This is a genomic window from Mycobacterium sp. 852002-51961_SCH5331710, from assembly GCF_001665535.1.
Classification (GTDB): domain Bacteria; phylum Actinomycetota; class Actinomycetes; order Mycobacteriales; family Mycobacteriaceae; genus Mycobacterium.
On sequence record NZ_LZSQ01000007.1, the window covers coordinates 1 to 23,620 of the forward strand.

Consider the following 23,620-nt stretch of genomic DNA (forward strand, 5'->3'; position numbering starts at 1 on the left):
CGGGTGTGGGGGTTGCTGTGGGCAACGCGGTGCGTACCTCGCTGGTGGTCGTCGTATCGGTCACCTTGCTGGTCTCGCTGTCCATCTACGGTTCCAACGGCAACTTCAACCTGTCCGGGTAGTGGCACGTTGACGACGAACCAGCAGACGCCCGCCCCCGCGGAGCCGCGTGAATACGCAAGACCGGCAGCGGGATTCGTCGCCGTCCTGGCGATCGTCGCGATCGTCGCCATCGCCGTCGCGCTCTTCCGGGGCGATTTCACGAAGACCGAACCGGTCACCGTGATCACCGACCGCGCCGGTCTGGTGATGAACCCCGACGCCAGGGTCAAGCTGCACGGGGCCCAAGTGGGCACTGTCGCCTCGGTCGAACCCCTGCCCGACGGCCGTGCCGCGATCCACCTCGCAATGGACCCCTCCGCGATGGAGCTGATCCCCGCCAACGTGCGCGTCGACATCGCGTCGTCGACGGTGTTCGGCGCGAAATCTGTTGCGCTGGTTCCGCCTGCGAACCCGTCACCGGAGGTGCTGCGCGCCGGCCAGGTGCTCGACGCCGACCACGTCACCGTCGAGATCAACACCGTCTTCGAACAACTCGTGTCGGTCTTGAACCGCATCGAACCCGCCAAACTTAACGAGACGCTCGGGGCGCTGGCCTCGGGTCTGAGCGGACGCGGCGAGAAGTTCGGGCAGACGATGTCCGATCTGGATGCAATGCTCGCGACGATCGATCCCAGCCTGGATAATCTGAGTCACGACATCGCGGTCATGCCACAGGTTCTCGAGGCCTATGCCGACGCCAGCCCGGACCTGCTGAACATCGTCGACAACGCCACCAGTATCAGCGGCACGATCGTCGACAAGCAGCAGGACCTCGACACCCTGCTGCTCAGCACGATCGGGTTGGCCGACATCGGCGACGAAGTGCTCGCCGGCAACCGCAAGGCGATCACCGACGTCTTCCACCTTCTGGTGCCGACGACCGACCTGACCAACCAGTACCATCCGGCGCTGAATTGCCTTCTGGCAGGTATGGCCCCGCTGGCCACCGCCGCACCCGCGCCGGTCCCCGGGGTGCTGCTGCTCGACTCGTTCGTGTTGGGCTCCGAACGCTACCGCTATCCGCAGAACCTGCCCAAGGTCGCGGCCAAGGGCGGGCCCCAGTGCGCGGGACTGCCCGACGTCGGATACGAAACCCGGGCACCTTACATCGTCAGCGATATCGACGCGAGCCGTGCGCAGTACGGCAACCAGGGCATCCTGCTGAACTCCGATGCGCTCAAGCAGGCGCTGTTCGGCCCGATCGACGGTCCGCCCCGCAACTCCTCGCAGATCGGACAACCGGGATGAGCGGCGCCAAAACTGCGATCAAACTGGGCGCTTTCGGCGCGGTGATGCTGCTGTTGACCGCCGCGCTGTTCGCCATCTTCGGCCAGTACCGCACCGGGTCCGCACACGACTACTCCGCCGTGTTCACCGACGTCTCCGACCTCAAACCCGGGGATTCGGTGCGGGTTTCGGGTATCCGCGTCGGCACCGTCCACGACGTCTCCCTGCAACCGGACAACACCGTCGTAGTCACCTTCGACGCCGCCTCCGACATCGTGCTCACCACCGGGACCAAAGCCGCGGTGCGTTACCTCAACCTCGTCGGGGATCGCTACCTCGAACTCCTCGACGGACCCGGCTCGACGAGGGTCGCCGGACCCGGCTCACGAATCCCCGCCGACCGCACCGAGCCGGCCCTGGACCTCGACCTCCTTCTCGGTGGGCTGAAGCCCGTGATCCGCGGCCTGAACCCCGACGACGTCAACGCCTTGACCCGCTCCTTGATCCAGGTCCTGCAGGGGCAGGGCGGGAACCTCGAATCGCTGTTCGCCAAGACCGCGTCCTTCACCAACTCGATCGCCGACAACGGCGAGACGGTTCGGAACCTGATCGACAACCTCAACGCCGTGCTGGCCACCATCGCCAAGGACGGGAAGAAGTTCTCTGGCGCGGTGGACCGCCTCGAGAAATTGATCACGAGCCTGGCCGCCGACCGTGACCCGATCGGGGAGGCGATCACCGCACTGGACAGCGGGACCGCGTCGCTCGCGGATCTGATGACCCAGGCGCGGCCACCACTTGCCGGCAGCGTCGACCAGCTCAACCGCGTCGCTCCGCTGCTCGAGAAGGACATACCGCTTCTCGACATCTCCCTGCAGAAGGCGCCGCAGAACTACAAGAAGCTCGTGCGTCTCGGCGCGTACGGCAGCTTCCTGAACCAATACCTGTGCGGAATATCGGTCAGGGTCACCGACCTTCAGGGGCGTACCGCGCACTTCCCATGGATCCTGCAGAACAACGGAAGATGCGGGGAGCCCTGATGCTGAAATACCGTGCCCCAGAGCTGATTCGAGCCGGATTCATCGGCGTTGTTCTCATCGTCCTGATCATCGCTGTGGGGCTGCAACCCGAGCGGCTGTGGTCGTGGGCGACCGCCGTCAGGTATCAGGCACTGTTCACCGAGGCCGGCGGTCTGGCGCCGGGCAACGACGTGAAGGTCTCCGGTATGACGGTCGGCTCGGTGTCCGAGGTATCCCTGGACAAGGGCAAGGCCCTCGTGACGTTCACCGTCGACGGAAAGGTCCGCCTCGGATCGCAGACCACGGCGCACATCCGCACCGGCACCCTGCTGGGGGAGCGCACGCTGGCCCTGGAACCGGCGGGTGATGACCGGGTGAAGCCGCTGTACGTCATCCCGGTGTCGAGGACCTCGTCGCCGTACTCGCTGACCGAGGCGGTCAGCGAATTCACCGCGAACACGGCCGACACCGACACCGCATCGATCAACCAGGCCCTCGACACGCTGTCGGACACGATCGACCGGATCGCGCCCCAACTCGGACCGACCTTCGACGGGCTGAGCCGGTTGTCGCGCTCACTGAACGGACGCGACGAGTCGCTGGGCCGACTGCTCAAGAGTGCCGCCGACGTCACCGGTGTGCTGTCCGAGCGCAGCGAGCAGCTGAACACCCTGATCCTCAACGCCAACGACCTGATGGGTGTTCTCGAGACCCGCCGGCACGCCATCGTCAGCCTGCTCGCCAACACCTCGGTGGTCGCCCAACAGTTGACCGGCCTGGTGCACGACAACGAGCAGGAACTGGCGCCGACGCTGCAGAAGCTCAACGCGGTCTACGAGATGCTCGAGCGTAACCGCGACAACATCGCCAAGGCGCTGTCCGGGCTGGCGAAATATCAAGTCACTCAGGGCGAGGCGGTCAACAACGGGTTCTACTACAACGCGTTCGTCGGCAACCTGCTTCCTGCGCAGTCGCTGCAACCGTTCCTCGACTATGCGCTGGGCTATCGCCGCGGCGTGAACGCCGGACAGCCGCCGGACAACGCGGGGCCCCGCGCCGAATTCCCCTTCCCGTACAACGGTATTCCGGGAGGGTCGCGATGATCGGCCGCAAAACGCTGTCGACCGTGCTGCTGGTGGTCCTGGTGGGCCTGCTCGTCGGAGGAACCGCGATGGTCATCCGCCAGGCGTTCTTCGGCCCCAGAACCATCACCGCGTACTTCACCTCCGCCACCGCGATCTACCCCGGCGACGAGGTGCGCGTCGCGGGAGTGCGGGTCGGCACGATCAAAGCGATCGAGCCCGACGGAGCCCTGGCCCGCATGCGGCTGTCTGTCGACCGGGACGTGCCGATCCCCGTCGACGCCAAAGCGGTCATCGTCGCGCAGAACCTGGTGTCCGCCCGTTATGTCCAGCTCGCCCCCGCCTACGAGACCAGCGGCCCGACACTTCCCGACAACGCCGTCATCGGCGTCGACCGGACCGCGGTGCCTGTCGAGTGGGACGAGGTCAAGGAGCAACTGACGCGGCTGGCGACGGAACTCGGCCCCAGCGGCGACATCTCGACGACATCGGTCAGCCGCTTCATCGACAGCGCGGCCAACGCCATGAACGGCAACGGCGACAAACTCCGCGAGACCATCACGCAGCTGGCGCAGGTCGGCCGAATCCTCGCCGACGGGAGCGGCGACATCGTCGACGTCATCGTCAACCTCCAGACCTTCGTCAACGCACTGCGCGACAGCAACGCCCAGATCGTGCAGTTCCAGGACCGCCTCGCCACGGTGGGCAGTGTGATCGATTCGAGCAGGTCCGATCTCGACGCCGCACTCACGTATCTCGCCGAAGCCGTCGGCGAGGTGCAGCGGTTCATCGCGGGCAGCAGGGATCAGACCGCCGAACAGATCCAGCGCCTGGGCGCCGTCACACAGAACCTCGCCGACAATCGGCTGACCCTCGAGAACGTGCTCCACGTCGCGCCCAACGCCATCGGCAACGGATACAACATCTACAACCCCGACACCGGCACCATGATCGGCGGCTTCGCATTGGCGAACTTCGCCAACCCGGTGCAGCTGGTGTGCTCGTCGATCGCCGCGGTGAAGAACGCCACGGCGCCCGAGGCGTCGAAGGCGTGCGCCGAATACCTCGGTCCGGCACTGCGATTGCTCAACTTCAACTATCTGCCGATGCCGTTCAACGCCTACCTGCAGAAGTCGCCGAGCCCGGGCAACCTGATCTATTCGGATCCTGCGCTGGCACCCGGGGGAGCCGGCGGGGCTCCGCAACCTCCTGAGGCCCCACCGGCGGTGTCGGCGTACACCGGCGCCGGTGATGTGCCGCCGCCCGCGGGGTGGGCCACCGCGCCCGGTCCGCCCGGCGCCTACGCCCCGAACGGGCTGCCGGCCGCACCCCAACCCGCCCTGTATCCGGGCGCGCCGATCCCGCCGGGCCCGCCGACGACGGTCTCGCAGCCGACGACGCTCGAGGACATGTTGCTGCCTGCCGAGGCGCCGGCACCGCCCGCGACCCCGATGGGGCCGTCATGATGAGTGCCCGCTCGATCCGCCGCCTCGTAGTCATGGCGTGCTGCGTCGCCCTCGCGGTGACCGGGTGCACGTTCGAAGGCGTGAACTCGCTGCCGCTGCCGGGCACGGTGGGCCGGGGTGAGGGCGCCGCCGTGTATCACGTCCAGGTCGCGAATGTTGGTTCGCTGGAACCCAATTCACCGGTCCTCCTCGGTGACGTGGTCGTCGGCAGCATCGGCAGGATGAAGGTGACGAACTGGCACGCCGACATCGAGGTGTCGGTGCGGCCCGACGTCGTGATACCCGCGAACGCGGTGGCGACCGTGGGACAGACCAGCCTGCTCGGCTCGATGCACCTGGCGCTCGACCCGCCCCTGGGGCAGGCACCCAGCGGCGCGCTGGAAGCCGGGTCGACCATCGGACTCGACAGGTCATCGACGTACCCGTCCACCGAACAGACGCTGTCGTCGCTGTCGGTCGTGGTCAACGGCGGCGGCCTCGGGCAGATGGGTGACATCGTCCGTGAGTTCAACGCCGCACTGAACGGACGCGAGGACCAGATCAGGGACCTGCTGGTCCGCCTGAACGATTTCATCGGGATGCTCGACACCCAACGCGATGACATCAACGCCTCCATCGCCGCGATGGACCGGATGTCGAGCACGTTCGCCGCCGAACGGGACGTCATCACGGCTGGGCTGCAACGCATTCCGCCCGCTCTCGATGTGCTGATCAAGGAACGGCCGCGCATCACCGAGGCGCTCGAGCGCCTGGGACGATTCAGCGACACGGCCACCGGACTGATCAACGACACGAAAGACGACATCGTGCGCAACCTCGCCAACCTCGAACCGACGTTGCGCGCGCTCGCCGACGTCGGCCCGAACCTGGGCACCGTCCTGGCCTACGCGCCGACGTTCCCCTACACGCAGAGCTTCATCGACCGTGCGATCCGCGGCGACTACATGAACCAGTTCATCATCTTCGACTTCACCATTCCGCGGCTCAAGCGGGGGTTGTTCCTCGGCACCCGCTGGGGGCAGGAGGGCGCGCCGATGGTGCCCGCGCCGGGCGATCCCTGGTACCTGACCTACACCCTGGACCCGTTGAACGCGCCGATCACACCGGCGCCAACCGAGGTCGCCGAGCCACCACCGCTCGTCGAAAGCGCCGACGGCTCAGATGATTCGGCCGCGGTCGTCGTCGACCATGGATCCGGCCTCGCGGCGGACGGCGCGGGTGTTGCCGGGGGAGGCGGCAACTGATGTTGACGCGCTTCGTCCGCAATCAGCTCATCATCTTCACCATCGCCTCGGTGATCGGCATCGCGTTGATGGTGTTCGGTTACATGCAGGTGCCGACGCTGCTGGGCATCGGCCGCATCACGGTGCAGCTCGAACTGCCCGGCACCGGTGGCCTTTACCGGTTCTCGAACGTGACCTATCGCGGTGTCCAGATGGGCAAGGTCCTCGACGTGCGCGCCACCCGCGAGGGGGCCGTCGCGACGCTGTCGCTGAACACCTCACCGAAGGTTCCGGCCGACACCCGCGCCGCCGTGCGCAGCGTGTCTGCCGTCGGGGAACAGTACGTCGACCTGGTGCCCGACGACACGCACGGACCGTTCCTGCAGGACGGCTCGGTGATCCCCCGGGAGAAGACCTCGGTACCGCAAGCCGTCGGCCCGATGCTCGATCAGGTCAGCGCCCTGATCGACAGCATTCCGAAGGACAAGATCAGCGGTCTGCTCGACGAGTCGTTCAAGGCATTCGACGGGGCCGGATACGACTTCGGCTCACTGATCGACTCGTCGGCGAAGATCGTCGGTGACGGCAACGCGATCGCCGACAAGACACGGGCGTTGATCGACGACAGCCGTCCGCTGCTGGACGGCCAGGCGCAATCGGCCGACGCCATCCGCAGCTGGGCGCGCAGCGTGGCGGGCATCACCGGTCAACTCCAGGCCGATGACGCGCAGGTGCGCACGATTCTCGAGGTCGGTCCCGGCGCGGCCGACGAGGCCTCGCGGTTGTTCAACGACGTCAAGGCGACCCTCCCCGTGCTGTTGGCCAACCTGACGTCGGTCGGCGAGGTCGGCGTGACGTATCACGCCGCGCTGGAACAACTTCTGGTGCTGTTTCCGCCGTATGTGGCGGCCACGCAGACCGTCGGCGTTGCGCGCAACAACCCCACCGGCATGGCGATGGGCGATTTCACGCTGGTGATCAGCGACCCGCCCGCGTGCACGGTCGGGTTCCTACCGCCGAACCAGTGGCGCTCACCCGAGGACGAGACGATCGTCGACACGCCCGACGGCCTGTACTGCAAACTGCCGCAGGATTCGCCCATCGGGGTGCGCGGGGCGCGCAACTATCCGTGCCTGGCGCATCCGGGCAAGCGCGCGCCGACCGCCGAAATGTGCCAGAGCGACAAGCCGTTCGAGCCGCTGGCGATGCGCCAGCATCCGCTGGGCGCGTACCCGATCGATCCGAACCTGATCGCCCAGGGCTTCGCACCCGACGACCGCGTCGACTTCGAAGAGCGGATCTACGGTCCGGTGCAAGGCACGCCGATGCCGCCCGCCCAACCAGGCGAAGCTGCGTCACCGTCACCGCCACCGCCGCCGCCCGGCGGTGCAGCTCCCGCCACGGCCCCGAGTTCCTCGAGCTCGGGTGGCCCGTCCGTCGCCTTCGCCCCCTACGATCCGCAGACGGGTCAGTACGCGACGCCGGACGGACAGGTGTTCCGGCAAGCCGACCTGGCGGCGCCGGCGGGCCCGAAGTCGTGGCAGGACCTACTCGTCCCGAATGGGTAAGCGGGTCAGGCGTCGTTCTTGACGAGCTTGAACGGCATGTTGATGAAGACCGGCTTGCTGACGCCGCACGCGCCGCTGGGGCCGGTGGTCTGGTCTTCGCCCGCCAGCGTCGTCGATGCGGGGTCGGTCAGGCTGCCGTCCTCATTGACGGGGACGAACCGGAACACCTGAAGACCGGGGGCCGCCGTGCCATCGGGACACGGAATCCAGTCCTCCACCGTGTGCTTGACGTACCAGACGCCACCCGTCTTGTAGATCGGGGCGGTCCAACCGAAGTCGCTGACGACCGTGCCGGTGCACTCGGTCGGATAGCTGCACGTCGTGGTGATGGTCCAGGTGCTGCGCAGGCTGGCCTCGTCGCGGAACCTGTCGTTGGTCTTGGCGTATTCGCCGTTCGAGGTGGCGGTGTAGCGGCCGTTGAGGCCCCACTCGTTGTCGGTGGCCTGGGCTGCACCGGTCAAGCCGATGCCCGTCACGGCGGCAGCGACGACACCCACCGCGACACCGGTCATCCGCATCGCCGTCTCCTTCACCGATCGTGACGAATGATCAACCTAGGCCGGTTCCGGCGCGCAGGACGATCCGCGTCCGCTCAGTGGAACAGGTGATCCCGCTGAGCGGCACCACCGCCGTCGGTCGTCGTCGACATGACGTATCAAGGACACTGTGCCTGTCCGACGCCGTTCCGTCGCCTCCGCATTGATCGGTGTGACGCTGGCCGTCGCGGCGTTGTTCGCCCCGGGGCCAGCCCGCGCCGAGACCGTCTACGGCAACTTCCATCTCGTGATCGACGGGCGCTACGACTTCCACACGTGGCTGTGGGCCATCTCGCGCTGCCCCGGCGACTGCGTGCACATCCAGGCGACCCCGCAGCCCATCGCGAAAGCGTTTGCCTACCGCGGTGATGCACACCTCGTCGATGGCCGGTACACGCTGACCGTCGACGTTCCGGACGGACTGCGGTGCGGCAACGTCTACTACGGTCCGGTGATCCCGACCCGGGATGTCTATTCGTGGGATGCGGCGACTCGGTCGGGCACCCTCGAATCGTCGTTCGCGACCGGCTGCGACGGTGCGCCGGGCGGGACCTTCACCTACCCGTTCAGCCTCGCTCGCCTTTAGCTTGCAGCCACGGAAATCCCGTGGACGGATCCGGTCGGCATCCCGTTCAATGCACTAATGACGGGCCACGCACGCACCGGCGCTCTGATGGCGGTCGCGTCGATGCTGTGTGTGCAGACCGGCGCGGCGATCGCCGTCACGCTGATCGACCGCATCGGCGCCGAAGGAGCGGCGTGGCTGCGCCTGGCCTGGGCGGGTGTGCTCATGCTCCTGATCGTCCGGCCGCGCCCAAAAGCCTTCACCTGGGCGAGCTTTCGGATGTGTGTGGTGCTCGGAGTGGTGACCGCGGGCATCACCCTGCTCTTCATGGCCGCACTGGCCCGCATCCCGTTGGGCACCGCCAGCGCGATCGAATTCCTCGGCCCGTTGGGTGTGGCGGTGGTGCACGGTACGGGGCGCGGTCGCGTGCTCTGGCCGGGCTTCGCCGCCGTTGGGGTCATCCTGCTCACTCAGCCGTGGGCGGGGCACGTCGACGGTGTCGGCGTGCTGTTCGCGCTGGCCTCCGCGGTCTGCTGGGCCGGCTACATCCTGCTGACCCAGCGGGTGGGGGACGAGGTGTCGGGCATGAACGGGCTCGCCGTGTCGATGCCGGTTGCGGGCATCGTGGCCACGCTGGCCGTCGGGCACCTCGTGTTGCCGCGCCTCTCGGTCGACATCCTGCTGATCGGGCTGGGCCTGGCGATCCTGTTGCCCGTCGTGCCGTTCGCGTTGGAGTTGCTGGCGTTGCGACGGCTCACCACCGCGGCGTTCGGCACGCTGATGGCGCTCGAACCGGGCTTCGCGATGGGCGTCGGCCTCGTCATCCTGCGTCAGGTGCCCGCGGCGCTCGGCGTGCTGGGCATGTGCTTCGTCGTGGCCGCCGGGATCGGTGCCGCCCGCAGCGGCGCGCGCCAGCCCGCGGTGCCGGCCGAGGTCGGTGTGTAGCTAGACGTCGATCCGCTTGCGCCGGTAGAGCGTGCCGAGGGCCAGCAGGATGAGGCTGATCACCAGGATCGCCGTCGCGAGGACGTTGATCTGCGGCGGCACCGCGGCTTTGACCGCGGCGTTGACATACAGCGGATACGTCACCGTCGAACCGCTGACGAAGTAGGTGATGATGAAGTCGTCGAGCGACAACGCGAACGACAGCATGCCCGCCGCGACGATCCCCGGAACGATCAACGGAAGCGTCACCCGGAAGAACGTGCGTGTGGGGCTGGCGCCCAGATCCATCGACGCATCCTCGAGCGTCCAGTCGAAACCGCGCACCCGCGCGCGCACGGTCATCGCGATGAAGCTGACCTCGAACGCGATGTGGGCCAACACGATCGTCGTATAGCCGGTGGCCCAGCCCAGGTCGAGGAACAACACCAGCAGCGCGGCGCCCATGACCACCTCGGGCGCCGTCAGCGGCAGAACGAGGAACGTGTCGACCGCGCGCTGTCCCCGCCACCGTTGGCGCACAAGGGCTATGGCCACCAGTGTGCCCAGCACCAACGCGATGGCAGTGGAGACCGCCGCGACGTTGATGCTCAGCTTCAGGGCCTCGGTCAGCGCCGGGTACTTGAACGGATCGGCCCAGTTTTCCAGGGTGAAGCCCTGCCAGCTGTAGTTGAACTTGCCCTTCGGATCGTTGAACGAGAACAGCACGATCACGAAGATGGGCAGGAACAGATACAGCAGCACCAGGCCCGCGACGATCCGCAGCAGCCAGTCGCCCCACTTCGGCGAGCCCTTCACCCGACTCGCCGGGGCCGGGTTCGTCGCGGCTTCCATCGCCTGCACGGTCATACGAGTTCCTCCGTGCCCAAAGCCCGCGTGTAGAGCAGGACGCCGACCAGGATGATGCCCATCAGCACCATGCTCAGCGCCGCCGCGGCGGGATAGTCCTTGACGACCAGGAACTGCTGCTGGATCACGTTGCCGATCATCGTTGTCTGCGTGCTGCCAAGGTATTCGGCGTTGATGAAGTCGCCCGCAGCCGGGATGAAGACCAGCAGGCTGCCGGCCAGCAGGCCCGGAAGTGACAGCGGCAGGATGACTTTGGTGAAGCTGCGGGTGTTCGACGAGTAGAGGTCCTTGCTGGCTTCGATCAACCGCGGGTCGATCTTCTCCAGGCTGACGTACAGCGGCAGGATCATGAAGATGATCCAGTTGTAGGTGAGCCCGCCGATGACGGCCCAGCTGGTCGACAGCAACCGTCCGTCGGCGGGCAGCAGCCCGATGGCGTCCAGCGCGTCGACCACCCAACCGTTGTCGGCGAGAATGGTTTTCCACGCGATGGTGCGGATCAGGAACGTCACGAAGAACGGCAGGATCACCAGGCCCAGGAGCAGGTTCTTGAACCGGCCTGCCTTGAAAGCGATGACGTACGCCAACGGGAACGACAGAAGGATGCACAGCACCGTCGCTGTGGTGGCGTAGCCGAACGACCGCAGTATCTGTTCGTGATACTTGCTGAACGCCTCACCGTAGTTCGCGAAGTCCCACGAAAACGTCAGAGTGGGAAGGAAAATCGACCCGCTCGTCGTCGACAGTGACATCCGCGCCAGGGAGACGAACGGAACGACGAAGAACACCGCGAGGTACACCATCGCGGGCAGGATCATCAGATACGGGGCGATCCTGCTGCGTTGCCGGCCGCTACTGGCGACGCCTGCCATTCATCAACCGCCGGTGATTTCGGCGTACATCGAGGCGTACTCCTGCTTCTGCTCGTCCTTGAGCGGAGCCCACGCCTTGACGCGGTCGAGGGTGGACTGCGGAGGATTGATCAGCTCGTTCTTGGCGAGGTTGGGGTCGATCTGGTCGAGCTCGGCGGTCATGTCCGAGAGCACCGGCACGAATTGCGTGAACGCGATGAGCTTGGCGTAGTTGGCCCGGTCGTAGACGTAATCGATCCACGCCTCGGCGGCCTTCTGGTTCTGCGTCGTGTACGGGATCACCATGGTGTCGAGGAAGTCGGTGCCACCGGACTCCGGTACGACGAACTGAAGGTCTGGATTGTCGGCCTGCAGCTGCACGACATCGCCCGAATAGGCCTGCGCGATCACGACATTGCCTGCCGCCAGGTCGTCGGCGTAGTCGTTCCCGGTGAATCGGCGGATCTGTCCCTTGTCGTTCTGTTCGCGGACCAGATCGACCGCCTTCCGCACCGTTTCGGTGTTGGGCGACGCCGGGTCGCCGCCCTGCGACTGCATGATCATGCCCAAGCCGTCCTGGAAGTCGGAGAGCAAGCTGACGCGACCCTTGAACGCCGGATCCCACAGGTCGTCGATCTTGGTGATGTCGCGACCGGTGGCCGCGCGGTTGAACGCGAGGCCGACCATGCCGGTCATGTACGGGGCGCTCCACTTGCGGCCCGGGTCCATCTGCGCGTCGAGCAGATCGGGGCGCAGGTTCTTCTTGTTCGGGATGCCATTCTCGCTGAAGTCGTTGACCCAGTTGAGCGATCGGATCTGGGACGCCATGAACGCGGTGGGCACCACGAGGTCGGTGCCGATGTCCTGCTTGCGCGACAACGGTTCCTTGACCTTGGCGAACCATTCCTCGTTGTCGTTGAAGTCTTCCTTGTAGTCGACGGTGATTCCCGACGCCTGCTGGAACGCGGCGATGAACCCGTCGGCCATGTACAGCGGCCAGTTCGAGATCCGCAGGGTGCCGCTCGCGGGTCCACCTTCGGCCGTGGTGGTCCCGGATGTGCCGCTGTCCGAAGCGCAGGCCGCGAGGAACGACGGGCCGAGAACCATTGCGGCGGCCGCGGCGGCGCCGCCGCCGATGAAGCGGCGGCGCGACGTGCGGTTGGTGGCGAAGCGGGCGAGGCGGGGGTCCATCTCGTAGGGCATGGCGACTGTGCCTTTCGTCGGAGGGAGGGGAGGGGCCGACAGCTTTCGAGGGCGCCGCTCGCGGCGGTGTCGGTGCGCCACATGACGATCAGGAATCGTCGAGCATCTCCTCGAGATCCTCGGCAGTCGGGATGTCGGCGGCCGGCAGCACGAGCGAGGCGTCCGGCGTCCAGCAGACATGAACGTCGTCGCCGGGGCGCAGCATCGGCAGATCCTCCTCGGGACCGATGTGGGCGACGATCGTCGAATCGTCCGGCGCGGCCAGCGACAGCCGCACCACCGGACCCTGGAAGGTCAGGTCGGTCACCGTCGCAGGCACACCGGCGAAGTCGCCGGTGGGGGCGTCCATGCACACCCGGATCCGTTCCGGGCGCACCATCAGCGTCGCGTGGCCGCCGGGTTCGATCGTGGTCTCGCCCGGACGCGCCTTGAGCGTCGAGCCCAGCACTTCGATCTCCACGTAATCGCGGTTGGCCCGGCCGGTCTGGCGACCCGCCCACAGGTTGGCCTGCCCGATGAAGCTCGCGACGAACACGGTGGCGGGCCGGTCGTAGATCTCGGTGGGTGTACCGATCTGGTCGACGTTGCCGGCGTTCATGACCGCGATGCGGTCACTCATCGTCAGCGCTTCCTCCTGGTCGTGGGTCACGTAGATGAACGTGATCCCCACCTCGCGCTGGATGCGCTTGAGCTCGAACTGCATCACCTGGCGCAACTTGAGGTCGAGGGCGCCGAGCGGTTCGTCGAGCAGCAGCGCGCTGGGGTAGTTCACCAGTGCGCGGGCCAGCGCGACGCGTTGTTGCTGCCCTCCGGACAATTGGCCGGGGCGACGGTCGGCGAAGTCGGTCAACCGGACGATCTCGAGGAGTTCGTCGACCCGCTTGCGGATCTCACCCTTGGCCAGCTTCTTGCTGCGCGGTCCGTAGGCCACGTTGTCCCACACCGACATGTGCGGAAACAGGGCGTAGTGCTGGAACACCGTATTGACGTTGCGTTTGTGCGGCGGGACCTTCGAAACGTCGACGCCCTCGAGCCGGATCGCGCCGGCGGTCGGGCTTTCGAACCCCGCGATCATGCGCAGAGTCGTGGTCTTACCGCAGCCGGACGGACCCAGCATCGAGAAGAATTCACCCGAGGCGATCGAGAAGTCCGCCTCGGCGACCGCGACATAGTCACCGAAGCGTTTCGTGACGTGGTCGATCTCGATGACCGGGGCCCCACTCGGGCGGGTCGCCTCGTTGTGCCCCGAAGATTGGTCGACGGCGGTGGTGTGTGAGCCGGTCAGTGCGGATCCTCCTACAGGCTGCCCCCCAGCTGTGGGTAAACAATCGCGGATCAAGCGGTCCTTCGCAAGCGATTCCGCACGGAATTTACATATCCACAATGGAATCCTTTGTCTGGTGTGATCCCGGGCACCAAATTCGCTGTGTCCGAGCAGTCGGATATCTGGCCGGCTACCGCACCCGGCGCCGACGCTGAACCGGTTTCTGCGGTCAGTTTTCCAGCCGGAACTGCGCCGTTTCGGCAGAACCGCCGTTTACCTGCCCGGCTTCGCCGGGTAAGGGTCTAGGCATGGCATCAGTGGACGTGTCGGTTTCGTCGGATCTCAGCCCCCACAAGGCGTGGGAGTTGGCTTCGGACCTGAGCCGGTTCGACGAGTGGCTGACGATCTTCGGCGGGTGGCGCAGCGAGGTGCCCGACAACATCGAGGTCGGCACCTGCGTGTCGTCGCTGATCAAGGTCAAGGGATTCCGCAACACCATCCACTGGCAGGTCAAGCGCTACGACGAGCCGAAGGTGGTGGAGATGGTCGGCAGGGGCAGGCCGGGTATCCGCATCGGGTTGACGCTCTGCGTCCGCGACGACCAACCGGGGTCGACGTTTCAGGTGGTCGCCGATCTGTCCGGCGGGCTGCTGAACACGCGGGTCGGCAACCTGGTGGCCAAGGTGATTGAATCCGACGTGCGCAAGTCGGTGTCCAACCTCGCCTCGCTGCGCTGACCGAGCGTTCTCAGCCCCACTCGTGGTTCATGGCACGCGTTTCGTAGCGTGCCTCCGCGGAATCCGCTGACCGCGACGATGGACGCGACACGGCGATCAACACCAGCGCGAGCGTCGAGGTGATCGCGCCGCCGAGGAAGATCGCGAGGAAGCTGCTCTCCATCGGCACCCCCGCTCCCGGCACCGACCGGCTGAGCAGCATGGCGACCACGGCCGCCGCGATCGAACTGCCGATCGTGCGCGCGATCGCGTTCATGCTCGTGGCCACGCCCGTCTCGCCGGCGTCGACCTCGCTGACGACGAGGGCCGGCAGGGCGCCGTAACCGAGGCTGATGTAGGCGTTGGCGAGGATGCTCGCGACGATGATCTGCCAGGTGTACGAGTGCACCAACGCGATGAACAGGAATCCGGCGATACCGGCGAGCGCCGCGACCACGAGCACCGGCCGGGCGCCGAACCGGTCGATGAACCGCCCGCTGATCAGCGCGACGACGAAGCCCGTGAACGCGCCCGGCAGCAGATACACCACGCTCGCTTCCAGCACCGTCGCACCGAAGCCGTAACCGGCTGCCTCACGCGGGATTTGGACGAAGAGCGTCAACCCGAGGAACGCGAAGTACAGGCCCATGCCGACGAAGATGGTCGCGATGTTGGTGAGCAGGATCGGTCGGCGGGTGAGCATTGCCGTCGACACCAGCGGGCGACGGGTGTGGCGCTCCCACCACCACCAGCCGGCCAGCACCGCCACACCGCCGAGGATGCAGCCGAGGGTCGCGGGCGATACCCATCCCCACGTCTGGCCTTGCGTGATCGCGAGCAGGAGGGCCGACAACCCCACCGCCAACCCGGTCGCGCCGAGCCAGTCGATCGATCCGGCGACGTCGTGCGGTCGTCGAGGCACCACGAACAGCACGATGGCGATCACGCCGACGGTGAACGCCGTCGTCAGCCAGAAGACGCGGTGATAGCCGGCGTCCCCGTTCATCAACAGCCCCACCACGACGAGTCCGGTCCCGCCGCCGAAACCCAGCGTCCCGGACAGCACGGCCATCGCCGACATCAGGCGCTCCTCGGACAGCTCCTCGCGCAGGATCGCGATGCTGATGGGGTAGAGCGCGTAGGAGGCGGCCTGGAGCACGCGGGCGATGATCAGCAATTGCAGCGACGACGTGAGGGCCGCTATCAACGATCCGGCCAGCACGACGACGAGCACGCCGAGCAGCACCCGGTGCTTGCTGTGGAGGTCGGCGAGGCGGCCGAGCAGCGGCGTGGCCGCGACCGCGGCGAGCAGGTTGGCGGTGACCGCCCAACTCACGCCGACGATCGAGGCGTGGAGTTGGTCGGCGATGATGCCGAGCACCGGAACGACGGCGGTCTGCAGGACGGCGACGGTGAGGACGACGACGGACAACCCGGCGATGAGCAGGCCGGGGGAGCGCTCGCGACCGATCACGGGCGACTGCGACGCGCTGGTCTCGACCACAGCCACTCCGATCCTTAGACAACCTCCGTTTCGTCGATTATGTCCGTCCTCCTGTCGCTGACCGCATCAGGTGGTGCGAACCGTCGAGCCGCTAGGGATCGGGATGGGTGACCGGTTGCTCGGCCGGTCGACCGGTCGTGTTGATGAAGTCGTCGATGAGGTCCACGACGTCGGATGGTCGCTCGACATGGGCGAAGTGCCCGACGCCCTCGAGCACTTCGAGCCGGCATTCCGGCCGCGCCTCGAGTGCCGCGTACGCGTGGGCGACGGGGATGATGCGGTCCTCGTCGCCCCAGATCGCCATGACCGGCAGCTCGGTGGTCACGTGCAGGCGGTTCAACGCGCTGACCGCCTGGCCGCGATAGTCGACGACCGACCGCAGCGTGCGCAGGAACGCCTGGCGGGTTTGGCGGTCCGCCAATGACGAATAGGCACTCCACATTTCGGCCCCGCGGGGCGACTGGATGCCGGCCGACCGGAACCAGCCGCGTAGTGTGTTGCCGACCTTGAGAACGGGTGGCGGGGCGATGGCGGGCAGGATGAACTCGGCTCCGGGTGCCGACAAGAGTCGAAGTGTCAGCCCGACGTCGGGCCCGAGGCCGCCGCTGCTGATCAGGACGAGCCGCTGGCAGTAGTCGGGATGTTGGTACACGAACTGCATGGCGACACCGCCGCCGAGCGACTGGCCGACGATCGTGGCGCGAGACACTCCCAACTCGTCGAGGAGGTCGCGCAGCCACACCGCGAATGCGCCCAGCGAGTAGTCGCCGCGCGGCTTGTCCGACTGGCCGTGGCCCAACAGGTCGGGAGCGATCACCCGGTACCGCCGCGAGAGCTGCGGGACGACGGCCCGCCAGGTCTCGGAGCTGCCCGCCATCCCGTGGATCAGCAGGAGCACGTCCTGACCACCGCCGACGTCTCGGTAGGCCACGCGGTCGCCGTGCAGTTCCAGGTACTTCAACTCGGTCATGAGTGGGTCCCTCCCGGATGGTCCTCCCGGACTACCCACAAACGCCGGCCGCTATTTGGTACTTGACTGTGAGCCGATGCGGCGCGGCAAGCTCGTATGCATGGGATCACCGAACGAGTTGCCGGTCAACCATCACGCGGACCATCCCGGCTTTTCGGGCGCGATGGGCATGTGCGTCGGGCTGGTCCTGCTGCTGATGGGCCGCGCGAGCGCGCGCTTGGCGGCGGATCTGGCAGGGGTGACGGGCGAGGACACGGTCGTCGACATCGGGTGCGGGCCCGGCGGAGCGGTCCGCGAAGCGGCGCGGCGCGGCGCGGCGGCGACGGGGGTCGATCCGGCGCCGGTGATGCTGCGGCTTGCGCGCAGGTTCACCCGGAGCGGGAACATCAACTGGGCGACCGGGACGGCCGAGCAGGTGCCGTTGCCGGACGGTTCGGCGACGGTGCTGTGGTCGCTGGCGACGGTGCACCACTGGCAGGACGTCGACGATGGAATCGCGTCGGCATACCGAGTGCTCGCCTCGGGCGGTCGCCTGCTCGCCATGGAACGTCAGACGACACCCGATGCGACGGGGCTGGCCAGTCACGGCTGGACGCGCCGGCAAGCGGAGTCGTTCGCAGCGCTGTGCCGCTCGGCGGGTTTCACTGACGTGACGGTCGGCGGCCACAAGGCGGGACGACGCAAGGTGTGGGCGGTCCAGGCGGTGCGTCCGTAGGTTCCTGGGTTCTGGGGCGCTGAGGCCGCGTGACGCAACTTTACGATCGGCTAGTAGTCTCCTTGTCGATCGTAAAGGAGCCAGGATGGCGGTGGTCGACGTCGAGCCGAGCGGCACTCGGCAGCGTCTCATCGACGTCGCCGTCGATCTGTTCACCCGGCACAGCTATGCCGGTACGTCGCTGCAGATGATCGCTGACGAGCTTGGCTTCACGAAAGCCGCGATCTATCACCACTTCCGGACTCGCGAGCAGTTGCTGGGCGCGGTGCTGGAGCCGATGTTCGCGCAGTTGCGCCTCATCGTCGACGCCGCCGAGGCGCAGCGCACGCCCCGCGCCAGGGCCGAACGGATGCTCAGCGGTTACGCCGATCTTGCGGTGCGCAACCGCGGGCTGGTCGCCGTGCTGGCGGTGGACCCCAGCGTCGCCACTGCTCTGCAGCAGGACGGCGACTGGCGAGACTTGATCACGCGGCAACTGCGGTTGCTCGCCGACGTCGAGGCGGGGCCCGCGGGCGAGATCCGCGCGGCCATGGTCTTCGCGGGCATGGCCGGTGCGGTGGGACCGGCGTGGGTGAAATTCGACGATCGCGCGCTTGCGGAAAATCTCAAAGATGCGGGCAGACGGACCTTGGGGCTGCGTGCGCCGCGTCGGCCGACCTAAACAGCCTCTACGACAGTCAGTTACGAAAGGACAAGCGAATGAAGACAGCTGTCGTCACCGGTGGCGGCTCGGGAATCGGACGTGCGATCGTGGACCGTCTGCGCGCCGACGGCTACCACGTCGCCATCATCGACCTGGCGCCCAACGACGACGAGTTCGCGTTCACCGCCGACGTCACCGATCGCGGGCAGGTTGATGCCGCGCTCTCGGGCATCCGCGGGCAGTTGGGGCCGGTGTCGATTCTGGTCAATGCCGCAGGGCTGGACGGGTTCTCGCGGTTCGGTGACATCACGTTCGAGAAGTGGCAACGCGTCATCGATGTCAACCTCAACGGGGTGTTCCACTGCGTCCAGGCGGTGCTGCCCGACATGGTGGAGGCCGGCTGGGGTCGGATCGTGAACATCTCGTCGTCGAGTACGCATTCCGGCGCGCCCTACATGGCGCATTATGTGGCGGCGAAATCCGCGGTGAACGGACTGACGAAGACGTTGGCTCTCGAGTACGGGCCGGCCGGCATCACGGTGAACGCCGTGCCGCCGGGTTTCATCGACACGCCGATGTTGCGTGCGGCCGAGAAGCGCGGGTACCTCGGCGACATCCAGACGACGATCGATGCGACCCCCGTGCGCCGCATGGGTAAACCCGAGGACATCGCGGCGACGTGCGCGTTCCTCGTTTCGGAAGAGGCCGGTTACATCACGGGCCAGATCATCGGCGTCAACGGCGGTCGCAACACCTAGCTGAGGTGGGCCGGAAGCCCTGTGCGAGGATCCGCAGATGAGCACTGATGCCGCGTATTTCACGCCGACGGCTGACGGCGCGTACATGCCGTCAAGATTCGCCCAGAGCCACTGGGGCGATGATCACCTCAACGGGCCGGCCATCGTCGGGCTGGCGGCGCAGGCGCTCGAGAAGGACTGCGGTTCGCCCGAGTTCATGCCGACGCGCATCACGGTGGACCTGTTCCGGGCGGCGCGGAACCTGCCAACCACCGTCGAGGTGCGGGTGATTCGGGATGGCCGCCGGGTGCATAATGCGGAATGCGAAGTGCTGCAGGAAGGTCGGGCAGTCGCGCGTGCGACGCTGGTGCAATATCGGCGATCGTCCGCGCCTCCCGGCGAGGAGTGGATCGCGCCGGTGAACCTGCCGGAGTTTCCCACGCCGGACGAGGATTTGGTGCCGTTCATCGGCAGCGACGACGGCGGGTGGACGCGTTCGCCGGAGGCTCATCAGAACACGTCTCGCAAACGGTTCTTTCATGCTTGCGCGAACATCGTTCCGGGCGAACCGGTCACGCCGTTCGTCAGGGCGGTGACGATCGGCGAGTCGACCAGCCTGGTGACCAATCTGGGCACCGACGGAATCGGATACATCAACGGCGACCTGACGGTGGCGTTGTCGCGCTTACCGTTGGACGACTGGATCCTCGTACAGGGTGACTCGCATTGGGTCGCCGACGGCATCTCCGTCGGTACAGCGACGCTGTTCGACCGGCAGGGCGCGTTCGGGTCCGGGATGGTGACCGCGGTGGCGAACCCATCGGCGCAGATTGACTTTCGGGGTCGACCGTTCCCGCGCGGTGAGGTCAACTACGAATGATCACCTGACGATTCGGTGTCAGGGCTTCCTGCGGGTCCGCCCGCCGGGGGGTTTCTTGTCTGACTGCTGATTGGAGGTCCGCGACGCGAAGCGGCCAACGGTCGCGACACCTGGGATTCGTCCTACCGCGTTGTAGACGTCGTTGCCGGTGGCAATCAGCGCCTCGAGTTGCGGCAGGATGGCATCCATCGTGCGGATCATCGGATCGGCCAGTGCAAGATAGCGTTCGGCACGGTCGATGGCCGCGTTGAGGCGCTCGGTCGCAGCGGCCAAGTTCTCGATCAGGTCGGGCACTTGGGCCATCATCTTCACGGACGCCGGCGGGATGCGCATCGCTTCGGTGGCGGCCGCCTGGGCGGTCTCGGCAGCGGCCTGCGCGGCTTCTCTGATCTCTTTCGGAGAGGGAACCTTGGGGCTCATGCGACAACGATCCCGCACGGCGACCGGGTTGTCCGGTATTTACCGCGAACCATTCGCGTGGCGGACAGGGCGCAAAACGTCACGTGACGAAAAATGAGCCCGCCGTCGGGTTGTTCGGGGCCTCAACCCGCCATACCCAGGCGTAGCGGGCGACGTGATCGAGGCTCGTGCCGCGGGACAGCGCTGCTCGACGAAGCGGTCGGTGCAATGGCTCCGCGCCGAGCGTGACTCCGAAACCCGGTTCGAGGGATCATCATTCGCGGTCAGTCCGACGGCGACGAATCGTCATCGCCGTTTCGCCGCCGCCGCGCATCGAGCGTCGGGCTCGCCGAGGCGTTAACGGGTTGATCGCACGCATCAGGTGAGGGCAATCGACCCGTTAAGCGCCAACCACCGCGAGAGGCACCGGCTCTACGGCGGGATTGTGACGGCTGTCTACGGGCACGGGCTCCCAGATGGGTGCACCGGTCACAGGTCGGAAGCCCCGCCGTCGACGACCAGTTCGGTGCCGGTCGTATAGGTGGCATCGAACCCCAGGTAGAGGATCGCCCTGGCGACCTCCTCGGGTTTACCGAACCGCCCCATCGGATTGGTGGCCTTGACCTGCTCCAGGAATTCCCGCGCCGCCGCCGCGGGCATGGTCCGTTCCAGGATGCCGGTGTCGATCGGGCCGGGGGAGACGGCGTTGACCCGGATACCCCGGTCGATCAGTTCCCGGGCGAACGTCCGCGTCAGCGACCGCAGGGCCGCCTTCGTCGCGGAGTAGACGCTCGTGGTCGCGATGCCCTTCGAGTTGCTCACCGATGTCGTGAATACCGCGGCACTGCCGGATGGCATGAGCGGCAGGAACTTCTGCAAGGTGAAGAACGGTGCCCTGGTGTTGACCGCGAACAGCTCGTCGTAGGTCTTCGCACCGGTGTCCTCGATGGTCGCGGTGGCGGTGATGCCGGCGTTGAGCACCAACAGGTCGACGGCACCGAATTCTGCGGCGGCGCGTGCGGCCAGGGCATCGATGCCGGTGACGGCGTCGGAAGCCAGCACGACCGCATCCGGACCCAGTGCGGCCCTGGCGGTTTCGAGTGATGACGGTGTCCGTCCGGTGACCAGCACGCGGGCCCGTCCAGCCACCAGCAGTCTGGCGGCAGCCAGACCGATGCCGCTGGTCCCGCCGGTGATGACGACCCGCTTGCCCGCATAGTCGCTCACAGTTGGGATTCCCCACCGTCGACGACGAGTTCGATCCCGGCGACGTACGTCGCGTCAAACGCCAAAAAAGCCACCGCCGGAGCGAATTCGTCTGGATGGCCCCACCGCTTCATCGGGCTGCTCTGCTCGAATTCGGCCTTGAGCGCAGCGGCCTTGTCCGGAACCTCCTTGTCCAACTTCCCCGTGTCGATCGAGCCGGGGCTCAGGGCGTTGACCCGGATGCCCCGGGGCAGGAGTTCCCGGCTCAACGTCCGGGCCATCGAGCGCAGCGCGGCCTTGCTGGCCGAATACACGCTGAGAGCGTCCCAGCCGGTCTGGTTGGCGATCGAGGTCGTCAGTACCACGCCGGCGCCGTCGGACAGCAGCGACGCCAATTTCTGCACCGTGAAGAACGGCCCTTTGGTGTTGATCGCGAACACCTCGTCGAACGTCTGCTCGGTGACGTCGAAGAACGGGTCGAAGCTACCGATGCCCGCGTTGGCCACCAGCGCGTCCACGGTCCCGAACTCGTCGTGCACCCGGTCGGCCAGCGCCTCGATATCCGGGAGCGAACCGGTGTCGCTGCGCACGGCGATGCCGTTGTCGCCGAGGCGACGGGCGGCGTCGTCGAGAGTGTCCTGGTTGCGCCCGGTGACCAGAACCCGGGCACCGTTGTCCACCAAATACTGCGCGGCCGCCAACCCGAGCCCGCTGCTCCCGCCGGTGATGACCACACTCTTGCCCTCGTATCTACTCATGCACCCGAGTGTTCGGCCGTCCCGTGCCGCTGTCCAAGACCTGCTCGGCACCGCGGTATGCCGAAAATGCATAGCGCGGAATATGGCCGGATGACGGCAGGTTGGACGGCGTATGGAGATGACCGGTGAATGATTCCGGGGCCGACCTGGAGTTACGCCTGGTCCGCTACTTCACGGTGCTCGCCGAGCATCTGAACTTCAGCCGCGCGGCCGCGGAGTTGCACCTGGCACAGCCCGCGCTGAGCCGGCAGATCCGGCGCCTGGAACACAATCTGGGCGTCTCCCTACTGGATCGCACCCCGCAGGGGGCGCTGCTCACCGAGGCCGGTAAGGCGTTTCTCCCCGAGGCGCATGCGCTGCTGCGGGCCGCGCGCCAGGCGACGCTCACCGCCCGCGCATACACGCCCACCGGCCGGATCGTCGTCGGATACGTCGAGGATCTTGTCATCACACCCGCTGTTCGGGAACTGCGCCGCCGCCACCCTGAGGCCGACATCGGAACCCGCCATCTCGGCTGTCACGAGGAGGGCGCGTTCACCGATGGCCAAGTCGACGTGCTGGTCGCTAGGGCGCCGCTGTTCATACCGACCGACGGGGTGCGGACCACGGTGCTCTATGAAGAGCCGCGGATGTTGGTGCTGCAGGTGGATCACCCACTGGCCGGCCGCGAGTCGGTGTGGTTGGAGGACTTCGCACCCGGCGAATCGGTCATCTGCTCACACGGCGGTACCCGGGCGATCTTTCCGGCGGGCTCCTATCGGCCAAGCGATCCCGGCCCGTTGTCGGCCGGACCGCTCATCGAGAGTTTCGAGGACAGGCTGGAGCTCGTCGCGGCCGGACAGGCGGTCGCGGTCCTCCCGGTCGGCGACCGGCGCAGCTCGGTGCGCCCCGACCTGACCACCGTGCCGTTGAGCGGGTTCCCCGCCAGCACCGTCGTTGTCGCGACCCGCATCGGGGAGGCGAACCCGCTGGTCGCCGAGTTCGTCGCTGCGGCACGCGAACACCTCAACGGGTGAGCGGATCGAATAGCACTGCGCCACACAACAATTCGTCACAGTGACGTTTCAAGGGTGGTAAGGCCGGTCATCCCGGTCGACGTCTTGACGGGTTGCTTGCACGTACCTGACGCAAGCAATCAACCTGTTAGCGGCCGACGGGGGAGTCCGGCCGTGCCGTAGGTCATACGGGTTCGCCC

24 protein-coding genes and 1 pseudogene are annotated in these 23,620 nt (G+C 66.8%); 15 read left to right on the plus strand and 10 right to left on the minus strand.

Features of this window, described 5'->3' with window-relative positions:
• From A5752_RS27345 to A5752_RS01650, 7 genes and pseudogenes are all read left to right on the plus strand, one after another.
• Nucleotides 1-122, plus strand: a pseudogene (locus A5752_RS27345) (ABC transporter permease); the annotation flags it as partial.
• A 7-nt stretch (nucleotides 123-129) separates the two neighbouring features.
• Nucleotides 130-1,350: an MCE family protein gene (locus A5752_RS01625; protein ID WP_082963695.1), complete on the plus strand. Its 1,221-nt coding sequence runs from the start codon at nucleotides 130-132 to the stop codon at nucleotides 1,348-1,350.
• Nucleotides 1,347-2,369, plus strand: coding sequence for an MCE family protein (locus A5752_RS01630; protein WP_067081027.1), 1,023 nt, complete (start codon nucleotides 1,347-1,349; stop codon nucleotides 2,367-2,369). The genes A5752_RS01625 and A5752_RS01630 overlap by 4 nt, the downstream gene beginning before the upstream one ends.
• Nucleotides 2,369-3,451: an MCE family protein gene (locus A5752_RS01635; RefSeq protein ID WP_067081240.1), complete on the plus strand. Its 1,083-nt coding sequence runs from the start codon at nucleotides 2,369-2,371 to the stop codon at nucleotides 3,449-3,451. Before A5752_RS01630 ends, A5752_RS01635 begins: the two co-directional genes overlap by 1 nt.
• On the plus strand, nucleotides 3,448-4,896 hold the full coding sequence (locus A5752_RS01640) for an MCE family protein (RefSeq protein ID WP_067081029.1): 1,449 nt from the start codon (nucleotides 3,448-3,450) through the stop codon (nucleotides 4,894-4,896). Before A5752_RS01635 ends, A5752_RS01640 begins: the two co-directional genes overlap by 4 nt.
• Nucleotides 4,896-6,140, plus strand: a complete 1,245-nt coding sequence (locus A5752_RS01645) for an MCE family protein (protein ID WP_502686607.1) — start codon at nucleotides 4,896-4,898, stop codon at nucleotides 6,138-6,140. The genes A5752_RS01640 and A5752_RS01645 overlap by 1 nt, the downstream gene beginning before the upstream one ends.
• The gene (locus A5752_RS01650; protein WP_067081035.1) at nucleotides 6,140-7,687 is read left to right on the plus strand and encodes an MCE family protein; all 1,548 of its coding nucleotides are present in this window, start codon (nucleotides 6,140-6,142) and stop codon (nucleotides 7,685-7,687) included. The genes A5752_RS01645 and A5752_RS01650 overlap by 1 nt, the downstream gene beginning before the upstream one ends.
• A 5-nt stretch (nucleotides 7,688-7,692) precedes the next feature.
• On the opposite strand, the gene A5752_RS01655 is transcribed toward A5752_RS01650, so the two are convergent.
• Nucleotides 7,693-8,205 (minus strand): Rv2253/PknI dimerization domain-containing protein, encoded by a 513-nt coding sequence (locus A5752_RS01655; protein ID WP_067081245.1) that lies wholly within the window; start codon nucleotides 8,203-8,205, stop codon nucleotides 7,693-7,695.
• A gap of 181 nt (nucleotides 8,206-8,386) precedes the next feature.
• On the opposite strand from A5752_RS01655, the gene A5752_RS01660 reads away from it, so the two are divergent.
• Both A5752_RS01660 and A5752_RS01665 read left to right on the plus strand, forming a co-directional pair.
• The gene (locus tag A5752_RS01660) at nucleotides 8,387-8,809 is read left to right on the plus strand and encodes a hypothetical protein (RefSeq protein WP_067081037.1); all 423 of its coding nucleotides are present in this window, start codon (nucleotides 8,387-8,389) and stop codon (nucleotides 8,807-8,809) included.
• A gap of 57 nt (nucleotides 8,810-8,866) precedes the next feature.
• Nucleotides 8,867-9,733, plus strand: a complete 867-nt coding sequence (locus A5752_RS01665; RefSeq protein WP_067081040.1) for an EamA family transporter — start codon at nucleotides 8,867-8,869, stop codon at nucleotides 9,731-9,733.
• Here the strand turns inward: A5752_RS01665 and A5752_RS01670 are convergent, their stop codons facing one another.
• From A5752_RS01670 to A5752_RS01685, 4 genes are all read right to left on the minus strand, one after another.
• Nucleotides 9,734-10,579: an ABC transporter permease gene (locus tag A5752_RS01670; protein ID WP_067081044.1), complete on the minus strand. Its 846-nt coding sequence runs from the start codon at nucleotides 10,577-10,579 to the stop codon at nucleotides 9,734-9,736.
• A complete protein-coding gene (locus tag A5752_RS01675) occupies nucleotides 10,576-11,451 on the minus strand; it encodes an ABC transporter permease (RefSeq protein WP_067081047.1) in 876 nt (291 codons plus the stop codon). The genes A5752_RS01670 and A5752_RS01675 overlap by 4 nt, the downstream gene beginning before the upstream one ends.
• 3 nt (nucleotides 11,452-11,454) lie before the next feature.
• Nucleotides 11,455-12,633, minus strand: a complete 1,179-nt coding sequence (locus A5752_RS01680) for a polyamine ABC transporter substrate-binding protein (RefSeq protein WP_067081050.1) — start codon at nucleotides 12,631-12,633, stop codon at nucleotides 11,455-11,457.
• A gap of 88 nt (nucleotides 12,634-12,721) precedes the next feature.
• Entirely contained in the window at nucleotides 12,722-13,918 is a 1,197-nt protein-coding gene (locus A5752_RS01685) for an ABC transporter ATP-binding protein (protein WP_197500521.1), read from the minus strand.
• A gap of 287 nt (nucleotides 13,919-14,205) precedes the next feature.
• Here A5752_RS01685 and A5752_RS01690 point away from each other — a divergent pair, with 287 nt between their 5' ends.
• The gene (locus A5752_RS01690) at nucleotides 14,206-14,634 is read left to right on the plus strand and encodes a type II toxin-antitoxin system Rv0910 family toxin (RefSeq protein WP_067081053.1); all 429 of its coding nucleotides are present in this window, start codon (nucleotides 14,206-14,208) and stop codon (nucleotides 14,632-14,634) included.
• A gap of 10 nt (nucleotides 14,635-14,644) precedes the next feature.
• Here the strand turns inward: A5752_RS01690 and A5752_RS01695 are convergent, their stop codons facing one another.
• Nucleotides 14,645-16,117, minus strand: coding sequence for an MFS transporter (locus A5752_RS01695; RefSeq protein WP_067081056.1), 1,473 nt, complete (start codon nucleotides 16,115-16,117; stop codon nucleotides 14,645-14,647).
• Between the two features lie 91 nt (nucleotides 16,118-16,208).
• On the minus strand, nucleotides 16,209-17,087 hold the full coding sequence (locus A5752_RS01700) for an alpha/beta fold hydrolase (RefSeq protein WP_067081059.1): 879 nt from the start codon (nucleotides 17,085-17,087) through the stop codon (nucleotides 16,209-16,211).
• Between the two features lie 100 nt (nucleotides 17,088-17,187).
• On the opposite strand from A5752_RS01700, the gene A5752_RS01705 reads away from it, so the two are divergent.
• The 4 genes from A5752_RS01705 (at nucleotide 17,188) to A5752_RS01720 (ending at nucleotide 20,062) form a co-directional block, all read left to right on the plus strand.
• On the plus strand, nucleotides 17,188-17,802 hold the full coding sequence (locus tag A5752_RS01705) for a class I SAM-dependent methyltransferase (RefSeq protein ID WP_067081063.1): 615 nt from the start codon (nucleotides 17,188-17,190) through the stop codon (nucleotides 17,800-17,802).
• 85 nt (nucleotides 17,803-17,887) lie between these two features.
• A complete protein-coding gene (locus A5752_RS01710; protein ID WP_067081066.1) occupies nucleotides 17,888-18,463 on the plus strand; it encodes a TetR/AcrR family transcriptional regulator in 576 nt (191 codons plus the stop codon).
• Between the two features lie 38 nt (nucleotides 18,464-18,501).
• Nucleotides 18,502-19,203: an SDR family NAD(P)-dependent oxidoreductase gene (locus A5752_RS01715; protein ID WP_067081068.1), complete on the plus strand. Its 702-nt coding sequence runs from the start codon at nucleotides 18,502-18,504 to the stop codon at nucleotides 19,201-19,203.
• Between the two features lie 37 nt (nucleotides 19,204-19,240).
• Nucleotides 19,241-20,062, plus strand: coding sequence for an acyl-CoA thioesterase domain-containing protein (locus tag A5752_RS01720; RefSeq protein ID WP_067081071.1), 822 nt, complete (start codon nucleotides 19,241-19,243; stop codon nucleotides 20,060-20,062).
• A gap of 18 nt (nucleotides 20,063-20,080) precedes the next feature.
• Here the strand turns inward: A5752_RS01720 and A5752_RS01725 are convergent, their stop codons facing one another.
• From A5752_RS01725 to A5752_RS01735, 3 genes are all read right to left on the minus strand, one after another.
• Nucleotides 20,081-20,482 carry a hypothetical protein gene (locus A5752_RS01725; protein ID WP_067081074.1) on the minus strand — a complete coding sequence of 134 codons (402 nt, stop codon included), beginning with the start codon at nucleotides 20,480-20,482 and terminating at the stop codon, nucleotides 20,081-20,083.
• Nucleotides 20,483-20,950: 468 nt separating this feature from the next.
• Nucleotides 20,951-21,688, minus strand: coding sequence for an SDR family oxidoreductase (locus tag A5752_RS01730; RefSeq protein WP_067081077.1), 738 nt, complete (start codon nucleotides 21,686-21,688; stop codon nucleotides 20,951-20,953).
• Nucleotides 21,685-22,425, minus strand: a complete 741-nt coding sequence (locus A5752_RS01735; protein WP_067081079.1) for an SDR family oxidoreductase — start codon at nucleotides 22,423-22,425, stop codon at nucleotides 21,685-21,687. Before A5752_RS01735 ends, A5752_RS01730 begins: the two co-directional genes overlap by 4 nt.
• Nucleotides 22,426-22,550: 125 nt before the next feature.
• On the opposite strand from A5752_RS01735, the gene A5752_RS01740 reads away from it, so the two are divergent.
• On the plus strand, nucleotides 22,551-23,441 hold the full coding sequence (locus tag A5752_RS01740) for a LysR family transcriptional regulator (protein ID WP_067081082.1): 891 nt from the start codon (nucleotides 22,551-22,553) through the stop codon (nucleotides 23,439-23,441).
• Nucleotides 23,442-23,620 lie beyond the last annotated feature (179 nt).